Below are 11,519 nucleotides of genomic sequence, written 5' to 3' on the forward strand. Positions count from 1 at the left end.
TTTCGAATGAGGATGGGTTCGATGCATAAATAATTACACAACAAGCCCCTTGGCATCAACCGATTGGTCAAGCAAGACTTTCACAGATGCACCACACGTCCCTCATTTCCCCCCTTTACCTCCTCGCCAGGGACCCAAGTCCCGCCAGGTGCAGGCGTCGCCTCAAGAAGCCGCAAACACAGGCAAAAGTGACGATTGAAAGCACCGTGCCAGCAACGATTGCGACGAATGAATCGCGCCCCAGCCACCAAGCTATACACCCGCCCGGAATCACCGCGGACACGACCACGACAACGACCGGCTTGACCACTTCCGACAATTTTGGTGTCACACCAATAAAACGCGACACCTGAACGGTAGCCATGGCTGCGTCAAGCACCATGCACACCGCCCACACGATCGCCGCTGCGACCATCCCGCCGCGAGGAATGAAGATGATGTTACCCACAACGTTGAGGGTGAGGACCACAACCTTGTTGACCGCGGCCCATCCCGAGCGGCCGCTCATGATGAGCAGGGAGTGGATGTTGCCCGCCATGAACGTCACGATCGACCCGATGCACAACACCACGAGGACGTTGGCGCCCGGCGCAAACCCGTCTCCCAGAATACGCATGAGCGCCGGCGCAAAAATCGCCATGAGCGCATAGATCGGTGCCGCGAAGAGCACCAGCCAGATCGACGCCGTTGCGTACATCTCACGCAGCTCTGCGGTGCGCCCCTGGTGCAGAAGCTTCGAAAAGCGCGGGGATACGACAACGCGCAGCGCCGTATCGACGACCATGCCGGCCTGAATGAAACGAATCGCACCCCCGTAAATGCCCGAAGCGGCATCCCCCGCGAGCATGCCCACGAGCAGAACATCCAGCCACTGCAAAGCCTGTTCCAAACCCGCAGTCAGAGTACGAGGCAGGGCAAAGACCACGACCTGTCGGCGACGCTGAGAGGTCGGCCACCACCCGGCAGAGTCCGCAGCCGAAGGCATGTGGCGCAGCAGCAACCACCACGCGGCCACCAAAACAACAACGAAGGGCAGCGCCCACGCGATCGATACAAAGGCCAGTGATCCCGTTAACGCTGCGGCCAGCGCTACCAGCAGGGGCCGAAGCCCCGGCAGCAGGAGGTTCTGGACGAGGACGTATTCGCGCATGTTTCCCAGGGCTCGCAGCGCCGCCGACGCGACCAGGGTAAGCGCTCCGATCGGAACGAACCAGAGAACGGCGCGGGTAGCTGCCGCGACGTCCGCGTTCCAGATCATGGGGGCCGCGGCCTCGAGGATGAGGACGCACACGGTCGAGACTCCGAGGGTCATCGACGCCATAAAGGACAGGGTCGCACGGATCTCCTGCGGCGCATCCAAGCTGAGGCGAGGAAAGAGGTAGATGGCGGTCGAATCCAAACCAACCTTGGCCAGCGCCATGACGATCGCGAACACGCCGGTTGCCTGCGTGACGACGCCCGCACCTCCCGTCCCCAGCATCCGCGACAGGATGATCGTGAAGGCGAAGCCGAGGATCGCCGATGTCGCCGCTCCGACGAAGCCGATAATGCCGCCACGAGCCAGGGAACGCCTGGCTTGATTTAGCTCACTCATAACTGTCCTTCCCGCTACCAAGCGGTAACCTTTTTCTATAACCGATCGATGGGATACACATGGACCTCAACCTCACCTCAATGACCCCCGCCCGAAAGAAATCGCTCATGGTGGCCGCGATACTTCTCATCGCGGCTCTCATTATCGTGGGGGTCCTGCGTCTCACGCGTTCATCCGACTCCCCGACTGCGGCAGCTTCCGGCGCGCAGAGCGAACAGGACGACCCGTACGCCGATCCGCAGTCCGTTCCGAAGACCATCACCCCGCAGTCGGGCGGCCCCGCCAACGCTTCCGGCTCACTGAGCACGGACGAGGAAGCCTCCGGGCAGACCTCTTTCGTTATGAACACCCTGTGGGGCGCATACACCGACCCCGCCCAGGCGCTGGCAACGGACCTGTCCTCTGTCCTCACCGCCGCCGCCCTGGAAGAGTTCGACTCGCAGGCTCTCGAATGGTCGCGAGACGGCACCCACTCTACCGGCACGCCCACTCTGGAGAACGTGCACATCCACAACGATGACGGGGCAGGGAACGTCACGGTATCGGCGTGCGTGGACTCCTCATCCGTGAACGTCGTCAACGACGCGGGAACCTCACTCAGGGACGACGCGGCCCCGACCCGTGTCCTCACCTATTTTCAGTTCGTGAAGGACGGCGAAAACTGGAAGCTGTCCGGCCTCTCGTTCCCCGACGACCCGACTTGCTGAGACGCCCAAGCATCTGCGTGGAGAAAGCCCCGTCGTTCGCGGCGGGGCTTTCCCAGTGCCCCATGCGCACCGTGCGCGCCGCGCGCGCTGTCCCGGCGACGCTTCCGGGCGTGGGTGTGCCTTCCTGTTCGGCGGCAGCGCGACGCAGCGGATCGCTTTCCTCCTCCAGGTGACGCGACAGCAGGGCGACTGCGACGACGGAAAGCATCAGGCCCGTGTTCATCCCGTAGTAGAACTGTTCGACGAGGGTCGCCAGGATAATGCCCCCCAGGATCGACCCGTACACGTCCGTGGCGCGCCACACGCGCGGGATCATGCGAACGAAAAACGCGATAAACAGGAAGGCGCCGACCAACCCGTAGGAGAAGAGCACGGTCCAGAACTGCCCCTGGGTGCCCAACGAGGGCAACCACGGGGAGGACGAGGGGCGGGGTGCGCCGAATCCCAAGAGCGGCGACTCGGCCAGCTCGGAGAGGGTCTCCAGGTAGTTCGAGGCGCGGTCCTCGGTCGATGAGGACGCGGCGATGCGATCCCAAAGGGACTGCGATGCGGGCGTCGCCAGCCAGGCGACGACGCCGACGAGGACGGCCGCGGCAATGCCGGCGACGGTGCGCCACGCGCCAACGCGCAGCCGTTGGAAGCCGATCCACAGGACGATCACAATCAGACCAATGTACATGCCTCGGTTGAGGGTGGCGGCGGCCGGGATGACCGACAGCGCGCACACCGCAGCCACGATGAAACGCCATCGCGAACGCTCGCGCCACAGGACGAAAGCAAACACCAGCGCCAGCGGGAAAATCAACGAATAGACGTTGCCGTAGGTGTTCGAGTAGATGAATGGGGCGGACGGGCGCGGATCAGACAGGACCCACGACGACGGGTTCCACTGTGTCGTCGCGCGCTTGATGAACTCCCTGACGAAGTTGTTGGAGTGGAGCCCGCGCGGGATCAGGTAGTACATGAGCGTCTTGAAGCGGAGGGTGGGAAACGCCATTGCGATGAAGCCGCCGATGGTCGTCGACGCGAGGAACCCCCACATGGTGCGCACGATCGTGCGCACGCTCAGGGACTCACGCGCGTTGAACGCGTACACGGCGAACACGCCCGGCGACAGCTCAAGGGCGAAGCGATACAGGGCGCCGATCACGCGCCCACCCGAATCCAGCATGGACATTGATGCCAGCACCCACGCGAGGAAAAACACCCACAGGATGCTCCCCGGGGGGAAACGCAGCCCGTGTCGGCCAATCATGAACACGAGCATGACGATCGCGAAGATCGGCCACATCATGTCGCCGGTCCCCAAGACCCACCACAGTAGGTACGCTGAGTAGGCCACGGCGAAGGGCCACGCTGGCAGGTCCCGCGCGTCCTCCCTCAGCGGGCCGATACTGGCGGGGGCGGGTTTGCCCCAGATTCCTCGGCGCAAACTCACGCGTCAGTGTTCCCTTCTGGCGCGTTTGTTTCCTGGGACGAGACGAGGGTCGCGGGCTCCTGCACAGCTTCGCTCGCGGCGGGCCGCGCGGGCCTCTGGGCATCGTCCCGGCCACCGCGACGAGGGACGCTCAACTTGTTGCGTCGGTGCGAGGACAGGTACAGGAAAGGCCCCTCCAGGAACCCCCTGATTTCGGAGGCGGTCAGCGAACCGGGGACATCCGATTCCGTTCCTGCGACTCGCGCGCTGCCGGGCTTGATGCGGGACAGGACGCTGGGAATGCGCGCGACCAAGGTGCCGATAAGCGTGGGCTTGGCCAGAACGGCCTTGGTCAAAAGGGCCGCCATGCCGGAACCGTTTCCGCGTATCTGCTTATCCAACCCGGCCTCGTCGACCCGATGGCGGTGATGCACCAGGGCGTCGGGCGTGTGGATAATGACGTCGCCCGTGGCCAGGATGCGCGCGAACATGTCCAGGTCCTCGCCGCCACGCGTGGACGTGCCTGCGCCCAGGGCCGGATCAAAAGGTCCAACCTCCATGAGGACGTCACGGCGCATCGCCATGCATACGCCGGCGCCCACGCGCGCGGTCGTGATGGGGAACAGGGGCCCGCCGTTACCCTTTTCACCCAGGGCATCAAGGCCCTCCGGGACGTCACCCGCACACCAGACGCGCGGCGTCATGTCCTTGGGGAATCCGCCTCGCGACTCGAACCACCGCTGGGGCGCGTATCGTTGCTGAAGGGGCAGCACGATGCCAGTCGTCGCCGCTACGTAAGGGGACGCGGTGAAGGGGTCGATCATGGCCGTCAGCCAGTGCGAGTCGACGATCGCGTCGTCGTCCGTAAAGACGATGACCTCGCCACGAGCCGCCAGAACGCCGCGGTTACGGGCCCTGGACAAGCCGGGACGCGACGCGGAGACGATACTCAACCGCGTGTCGTCGATCCCCGCAAGCTTCTCACGGGTAAGGCCCGTGTGCGGCGCGTTGTCGACGACGACGAGCGTGAAACGCTGATGGTCCTGATCCAAGATGGCGCGCACAGCTTCCTCAAGCATGTCGGAGGAACCGACCGTGCACATGATGACGGTCGCGTCAATGTCAGCGCCAGCCCCCTCTTCCCAGCCTCGCGCTGAAGCGGGGGGAACCGCAGCGACGCGCGGATCCTCCTCGGGGTGGTCCGTACCATCGATCTCAACGAAACCGGAATTGCGTCCGTGATCGCGCACCAGCACCAGCGCGCGAGGCGCCGACGGATCGCCCGAGACCAGCTGGGTAACGCAGGCGCTTCGATCAACGTGCCAGATGGACGCGGCCATCGCGTCGGCCGCGCGCGCCTCCTCGACGCTCATCGCTGTCCCCTCGCATCGGTGTGGCCACCCCTGCGTTGGGGAATGGTGCCCCTCGCGTTCTCTGTGCTCATCGTGGGTCGCGCGCCGTACCCCGTATTGACCGAGGTGGCGACGATCTCATCCGGAAGCTCAACGATCTGGGGAGCCACCACGGGCCTGGGGTCGGAGTAGTCGACGGACGTGCTCATCGGGTTCCCCAGATAGATCATGCCGTTGACCTCACGGTTGATGAGCGCCAGCTCGTTCAGGAGGGCGTGCAGTTTCCTCAGATCGTGTCCTCCGCGCACGGCGATGAGAACATGCTTGGAGGGGCGCACCTCATCAAGCAGTGACGCCAGGGGCTGGTTGATGTCGATGAGCCGCGGCGCGGGGACGCGCGTCTCCGCCAGGGAATCTGAAAGCACGCGGTGCAGCGGGCGTGCCTGCGGATCCGACGCATCGACAATCAGGTCGACCCAGTGGTCGCGGTCGATCGCCATGGCGAGCATGCGCGTGGGCGCCAGCCAGGGTTCGGGTGCGCCCTCCTCCGGGCTCCACACGGGCAGAGCCGTCAAGTCGGCCAACTGGCTGGGCGACGCCAGGTTCCGCGAGCGGGTCTCGGCGACCAGAACCATCACCAGCCCGATGAAGAGGCCAACGACCGTGGTGATGAGGATCAGGCGTACCTTCGAGGGGGACTCCTCATCCACGGAAGCGGCGGCGCTCGTGATCACGAGGCCCGCGCTGGCGCGGTAGGGAAGCAGCTGCGCGTTCTGCTCGGTGAGCTTGGCGATCTGGGTGCGCAGCTCGGAAGCGCGCGAGTTCTGCCCTGTTTTTCCATCCTCGGAGGTGGTCGGGGCGAGAGTGGCGAGTTCGGCCTCGAGGGCGGCGATCTCATCGTTGATCGCCGAGCTCATTTCATTCGCCCGCTTCTCCACCAGGGAAGTGCGTTCCTTCAGGTAGTGCGTCGAGATCGCGTCGGCTGCGGCGACCGCCTTTTCGCGGGTGGACGCGAAGTAGGAGATGTTCACGATCGTGCCATTCGTGTCACCCGTCACCTCGATCTTCTCAAGCAGATCGCTCGCGGTGATACCACCGCCGAGCTGCGCAGCGGCCCCTTCCAGGACCACCGCGGACTTCGCGATCCCCTGCTCGGTGGCCATATCGGTGGTGTTCGACAGCGACGCGCGCAGCGCCGGCGCAGGGGTCGGCGACGGTGATGTCACCGTCATCGATACGGTCGCCGAGTGCGTCACGGGCAAAGCAAACGCTGCGACGGCACCCACGACCAGGCCGACCACGGTTCCCAAAACTATCAACTCCCAGCGGCGCACCAGCGCATGACGCAGGATCTGCTGGCCGCCCGTGGGCGGAGGAGTAAGGATCATGACTGTTCTCCTTGGAGGTGAGAGCGCACCCACGCGGCACGCGCATTCAGCCGACGCTCAAGAGCGCGGCGAGACGACGGGGGCCGGGACGCGACCCCCTGAGTGTAGACCTGCACGAAGCGGTCAAGCTCACGCACGGCCCGGTCGCGAGGAAGAGAAACCAACGAGACCAGGCGCGGCAGCTCCTGGCCCGTGAGGGAGACCGACAGGTCGCTAAACGCGCGGGCCTGTTCCAGATTCTTCCACGAATCTGCGCGCCACGAGGCGTTTTTGCTCACCTGACCGGGGTGAATGCGATACAGCAGCCCCCACGGCGCCAGGCGACGCATACGCCCGCCGACGGCGCCGACCCTCATCCACAGGTCGTAATCCTCCGCTGGGACGGATCGGTAGCCGCCCACCCGGTCGATGATCTCGCGCGTGGCTACCATGGTTGGATGGCACACGGGGTTCGTGAGCAGCAGGTGCCACCCCATGTCCTCTGGCGCTATCTCGTAGGGCACGCGGGGCACCGGCCGCACGCCGCGCAGCTCGATCATCTGCATGAAGACCATGTCATCCCCGCGCTCGATCGCACGCAGGGAGCGCCAAAAGCGTCCCCTGAGCGACACGTCATCCGCGTCCATGCGGCCAACGAGGCGCGAATCCGTGCGCTCCATCAGCTGTGCCAGGACACGCGACACGCCGCCCTCACCAGCAGAGATGTCCTCGATGCGCAGGCGAGGATCCACCGTGCCGGCGTGCGAAGCGCCGCGGATTGCCTCCCCCACCGTCGAATCCGACGACGAATCGTTGCCGACCACCAGCTCCGCGTCGCGGGGCATCGCCGCCAGGGTCGAAGACACGGCTCGTTTGATCGTGCCAGCCGCGTTGCGCGCGGGCAGCAGGACGGACAGCTCAGGCACGGCTGTCCCCCTGCCGCGCGGCAGCGTCAAGCGCGCGCAGGTCACAAAAGCGGCGACGCAGCGAGATCGACGAGTGCGCGAGCGCGACGGCCGCCAGGAACGTGTAAAGCACCATGAATGGCGAACCGAACCCCCACAGCACGAAGGACCAGCACAAAACGCCCGGATCCGTGGGCAGCAGCACGAAGGAACGCAAGTTGCCGCCGCGTGTCTGTTTGCGGCCCGCCGCGCGAACGAACTGTTCGGCCAGGATCTGGCTCATGAACTGGCCGGAGGTCACCCACCCGTAGACGAGCGCCGCGATCGCCAGCCACCACGACTCGGGGCGATAGGCCATCACCGCGATGGCGGTGCACAAATGGATCGCCGGCGAACGGAACGCATCCGCCACGTGATCCACCCACTCCCCCGTCTTTGACGACGCTCCGGTCACGCGCGACACCTGTCCATCCGCGGAGTCAAACATGAAGCCCACGGCCAGCAGGGTTCCCGCGATCAGCCCCGACCACCAGACGGGAGGAAAGGCCACCAGCACCGCCAATCCCACCGTCGAGAAGCACACCGACACGAGGCTCACGACATTCGGTGTCCAGCCCGACGCGGCGCACGCGGCCGCGACCACGCGGGCCGCGCCACGGTTCACCCAACGCATGTACGCGGGAACACCGGCGCCCGGCTTTTGGGCGGCGGTGAGGGCCGACCGGTACGCTCCGAAACGGTTCCCCCATGAGGAAGAAGGATCCAGCACCACGGGAAGGCTCACTGCGTTCCCCCTTCGCGCATCTGACTTGCGGGAGCGGCCGGGGCCTCGTCATCGAAATCCTCGGGCGCAATGAAGCGGCGCAGCCTCGTTGACGACGTTGAGGGCGTGTACGGCAGGTAGACGACGCGCGCGCCGACCTCCGCCATCTCGGCCTCAAGCCGGGCGCCCTTCGCGCTGTCCTTCCAATCGTCCCCCTTGAAGAGCACGTCGAACGGTTGCAGGCGCCATGCCAGGCGCTTGTCCTGATCCAGATCCACGACCACCGCGTCCACGAAACGCAGCGACGAGACCAGATCACAGCGTTCCTTCAGCGGGATGACGGGGGCGCGGCCTTTCATGCGGATGAGCGCCTCGTCCGAGGTAACGCCGACGACCAGGCGATCACAGCGCTCGCGCGCGGCACGCAGGATATTAAGGTGTCCCTGGTGGAACATGTCAAAACCCCCGGGAACGTAGCCGGTGATGGGGGTGCGTCGCTGAGTCGTTTCATCCACGTAACAAGTGTGCCATTTATCAGACGGTCAACGCGACGCTTACCCACTAAATGACCGAAAGATCACGTCTCAGCATCACACACCACGCGACCAGCTTCCGCGCAAAGCCTGCATAGTCAAGAAAAATGACCAGGTGGCCGCCGACGCGCGCACTCCCGACCCGCGAGGAAGCGTGCCCGCCTGAGAAGAGCGGCCGCGGCCTGGCCAATGCCCCCGCGGGCGACGCCGAGGTCAGCGCGAGAAAACGACGGTGCGCGTCCCGTTCATGAGGACCCGCCGCTCCGCGTGGAAGCGAACGGCCTGCGCGAGCACGCGGCGCTCCACGTCCTGGCCGAGCGCGACCATGTCCGGCGTCGAGTCCGCGTGAGACACACGCGTCACGTCCTGCTCGATGATCGGTCCTTCGTCGAGATCCGCCGTGACGTAGTGAGCGGTCGCGCCGATCAGCTTGACGCCGCGCTCATGGGCCTGCGCGTAGGGGCGCGCGCCCTTGAAAGATGGCAGGAAGGAGTGGTGGATGTTGATGACGCGGCCCTTCATGGCGCGGCAAACATCGTCGGAGAGGATCTGCATGTAGCGGGCCAGCACAACCAGCTCCACATTTTCGGAGGCGATGAGGCCCAGGAGCTGACGCTCTGCCTGCGCCTTCGTGTCCTTCGTGACCGGGATGTTCAGGAAGGGCACGCCGTAGAACTGGGCGACGGGCGCCAGGTCCGGGTGGTTGCCGACGACTGCGATCACGTTGATGGGCAGGCCCTGGGTTTGCTGACGATAGAGCAGGTCGGTGAGGCAGTGGCCCTCGCGCGACACCATGATGATCGTGCGGAGCTTGCGACCCAGGTCGTCCACGCGGTAGGCGGCGTCGAATTCGACGGCGACGCGCGCGAGCCCCTCGTGGATGGGGGCGCGCCCCTGCGGGGAATCCACCTCAACGCGCATGAAAAAGGTGCCCGTGCCCGGATCTCCGAACTGCTGCGACTGAATGACGTTGCCATCGGATTCGCCGATCACACCGGTCACGGCGTGCACGATGCCGGGACGGTCCGGGCACGACAGGGTGACAACAAGCTGCGCGGTTTTGGTCATGGGCGCCAGTCTAGCCACGCTCACACCCATCAACGAGGCCGGGGAACCGTTTGCGGGGGACGCCACGCGTGGTGGGCACAGTTTCCTTTTTCCCTGACGGACACCGGTGGAGGAGGACCGACGCGCGGCGCACGTCTACCATCGGCCTCATGAGCATTCACCTTGCAGCGCTGGCCGACCTCGACCTCATCGACGGCCTCTACGCACACGCCCGGAAGTTCATGCGCGCGAACGGGAACGGCACACAGTGGCCGGAGGGATACCCCGCGCGCGCCGACGCCGAGGAGGACATCGCGCTGGGGCACTGTTACCTCGTGACAGACGAGGAGGGACCGATCGCCGTGTTCACCTTCGCGCCCGGGCCCGATGAAACCTACGCGAAGATCGACGGCGCGTGGCGCCGCGACGCCGACTACCACGTCATCCACCGCGTGGCCGCCGTGCGCGGCCGGGGCATCGCCCGAGCTGTCTTCGTCTTCGCCAGCGAACGGGCCGACTACCTGCGCTGCGACACCCACGAGAACAACGCCCCCATGCGCCACGCCCTCGAATCATTCGGTTTCAGCGAGTGCGGCACGATCACGGTGGCCGACGGCACCCCACGCATCGCCTACGACTGGATCACGGACACCACACCCTCCAAGGCAAACGACTAGCCCGCCCACTCCGTGGAGGCCTGCTCACAGCCTCGCACGCAGTTCCCTGAATAAACGATCGTGAAACAGATCAAAATCCGCCCGATTTCAACGATTCTGCCCCGAAGGTTGGATTACTTGCAGGGGAATTGATGATGAAGTTCCGGGAGCCACATTTCCCGCTGACGTCTCGCTCGCGCAGTGGAGCAGCGCCCGCTCGCTCCCACAACACACCGCGCAGTGCCGACACCGCACGCAGTGTCGCGCACCCACCGCGATAATCTGGATAGGAAACGACGAGCTGGATAGGTTATCGGGTTCTGGATAGGAAAATATCCTATCCAGAACACTGGTTTCCTATCCAGAAGAGAACAACCTACCCAGAAGTCGGCCCACAGGACGATGGGGCCACGTCAAACAGACCGCCCGGCGTTCATAGCAACCACCAACACGCACACGGCTCCCCCACACGCCAGCAACCCCCAGGCACGGGCTGCATAATGCGGGCGCGCGCCCGGCCAAGCCGGGCGCGCGCCCTTCCCACCAACCGCCACAGGGGCGGTAGACCTCACTTAATGAAGCCAAGAGCCTTAACGGCGTCGTACTCTTCCTGCAGGGCCTTGACGTTGTGGTCGATTCCGGCGCGGGTCGCATCGGAGATCTCGAGGCCATCAACGACCTGCCACTCGCCACCGTCGGAGGTGACAGGGAAGCCAAAGTTCAGGCCGGCGGGGACACCATAGTGGGTGCCGTCGCTCATGACGCCTGCGGTGACCCACTCGCCCTCGGGCGTGCCGTGGATCCACGAATACATGTGGTCGATCGCCGCGTTCGCGGCGGAAGCGGCCGAGGAGGCCCCGCGCGCCTCAATGATGGCGGCGCCACGCTTGGCGACGGTGGGGCGGTAGTAGCTGGACAGCCACTCCTCGTCCACCAGCTCGGTCGCGGGCTTGCCCGCGACCTTCGCGAAAGAAACGTCCGGGTACTGGTCGGCGGAGTGGTTACCCCACACGACAACATCCTTGATGTCGGCGTTCGCGGCGCCGGTCTTGTGCGCGAGCTGCGCGACGGCGCGGTTGTGGTCCAGGCGCATCATCGCGGTGAAGCGGGACGCGGGCACGTCCGGGGCGGCGTTCTGGGCGATGGTCGCATTGGTGTTCGCGGGGTTGCCCACGACG

11 protein-coding genes are annotated in these 11,519 nt (G+C 65.3%); 2 read left to right on the forward strand and 9 right to left on the reverse strand.

Annotation, left to right across the window (positions count from 1 at the left end; genetic code table 11):
• Positions 1 to 115: 115 nt before the first annotated feature.
• The gene (locus BLT68_RS00255; protein WP_050694395.1) at positions 116 to 1,594 is read right to left on the reverse strand and encodes an oligosaccharide flippase family protein; all 1,479 of its coding nucleotides are present in this window, start codon (positions 1,592 to 1,594) and stop codon (positions 116 to 118) included.
• Between the two features lie 59 nt (positions 1,595 to 1,653).
• Between BLT68_RS00255 and BLT68_RS00260 the strand changes: the two genes are divergently transcribed.
• Complete coding sequence (locus BLT68_RS00260) at positions 1,654 to 2,301, forward strand: hypothetical protein (RefSeq protein WP_050694394.1); 648 nt, start codon at positions 1,654 to 1,656, stop codon at positions 2,299 to 2,301.
• On the opposite strand, the gene BLT68_RS00265 is transcribed toward BLT68_RS00260, so the two are convergent.
• The 7 genes from BLT68_RS00265 to purU form a co-directional block, all read right to left on the reverse strand.
• The gene (locus tag BLT68_RS00265; RefSeq protein WP_074632371.1) at positions 2,222 to 3,739 is read right to left on the reverse strand and encodes an O-antigen ligase family protein; all 1,518 of its coding nucleotides are present in this window, start codon (positions 3,737 to 3,739) and stop codon (positions 2,222 to 2,224) included. The genes BLT68_RS00260 and BLT68_RS00265 overlap by 80 nt on opposite strands.
• The gene (locus BLT68_RS00270) at positions 3,736 to 5,091 is read right to left on the reverse strand and encodes a glycosyltransferase family 2 protein (protein ID WP_074632372.1); all 1,356 of its coding nucleotides are present in this window, start codon (positions 5,089 to 5,091) and stop codon (positions 3,736 to 3,738) included. The genes BLT68_RS00265 and BLT68_RS00270 overlap by 4 nt, the downstream gene beginning before the upstream one ends.
• Entirely contained in the window at positions 5,088 to 6,458 is a 1,371-nt protein-coding gene (locus BLT68_RS00275) for a YveK family protein (RefSeq protein ID WP_050694391.1), read from the reverse strand. Before BLT68_RS00275 ends, BLT68_RS00270 begins: the two co-directional genes overlap by 4 nt.
• Positions 6,455 to 7,363 (reverse strand): glycosyltransferase family 2 protein, encoded by a 909-nt coding sequence (locus tag BLT68_RS00280; RefSeq protein ID WP_050694390.1) that lies wholly within the window; start codon positions 7,361 to 7,363, stop codon positions 6,455 to 6,457. Before BLT68_RS00280 ends, BLT68_RS00275 begins: the two co-directional genes overlap by 4 nt.
• On the reverse strand, positions 7,356 to 8,126 hold the full coding sequence (locus tag BLT68_RS00285; RefSeq protein ID WP_050694389.1) for a CDP-alcohol phosphatidyltransferase family protein: 771 nt from the start codon (positions 8,124 to 8,126) through the stop codon (positions 7,356 to 7,358). The genes BLT68_RS00280 and BLT68_RS00285 overlap by 8 nt, the downstream gene beginning before the upstream one ends.
• Positions 8,123 to 8,620, reverse strand: a complete 498-nt coding sequence (locus tag BLT68_RS00290) for an FAD synthase family protein (protein WP_074632374.1) — start codon at positions 8,618 to 8,620, stop codon at positions 8,123 to 8,125. The genes BLT68_RS00285 and BLT68_RS00290 overlap by 4 nt, the downstream gene beginning before the upstream one ends.
• A 231-nt stretch (positions 8,621 to 8,851) precedes the next feature.
• On the reverse strand, positions 8,852 to 9,706 hold the full coding sequence (gene purU / locus BLT68_RS00295) for a formyltetrahydrofolate deformylase (protein WP_074632377.1): 855 nt from the start codon (positions 9,704 to 9,706) through the stop codon (positions 8,852 to 8,854).
• Between the two features lie 149 nt (positions 9,707 to 9,855).
• Between purU and BLT68_RS00300 the strand changes: the two genes are divergently transcribed.
• Positions 9,856 to 10,362, forward strand: a complete 507-nt coding sequence (locus BLT68_RS00300; protein ID WP_074632376.1) for a GNAT family N-acetyltransferase — start codon at positions 9,856 to 9,858, stop codon at positions 10,360 to 10,362.
• Between the two features lie 547 nt (positions 10,363 to 10,909).
• On the opposite strand, the gene BLT68_RS00305 is transcribed toward BLT68_RS00300, so the two are convergent.
• A partial coding sequence (locus tag BLT68_RS00305; RefSeq protein ID WP_131800051.1) for a malate dehydrogenase occupies positions 10,910 to 11,519 on the reverse strand: 610 nt, incomplete at its 5' end.

The organism is Schaalia meyeri, from assembly GCF_900105015.1.
GTDB lineage: Bacteria > Actinomycetota > Actinomycetes > Actinomycetales > Actinomycetaceae > Pauljensenia > Pauljensenia meyeri.

Bases quoted from the DNA above. Each gene is read 5' to 3' on its own strand.
- BLT68_RS00255 (WP_050694395.1), bottom strand. From the start codon at position 1,594: ATGAGTGAGCTAAATCAAGCCAGGCGTTCCCTGGCTCGTGGCGGCATT.
- BLT68_RS00260 (WP_050694394.1), top strand. From the start codon at position 1,654: ATGGACCTCAACCTCACCTCAATGACCCCCGCCCGAAAGAAATCGCTC.
- BLT68_RS00270 (WP_074632372.1), bottom strand. From the start codon at position 5,091: ATGAGCGTCGAGGAGGCGCGCGCGGCCGACGCGATGGCCGCGTCCATC.
- BLT68_RS00275 (WP_050694391.1), bottom strand. From the start codon at position 6,458: ATGATCCTTACTCCTCCGCCCACGGGCGGCCAGCAGATCCTGCGTCAT.
- purU (WP_074632377.1), bottom strand. From the start codon at position 9,706: ATGACCAAAACCGCGCAGCTTGTTGTCACCCTGTCGTGCCCGGACCGT.
- BLT68_RS00300 (WP_074632376.1), top strand. From the start codon at position 9,856: ATGAGCATTCACCTTGCAGCGCTGGCCGACCTCGACCTCATCGACGGC.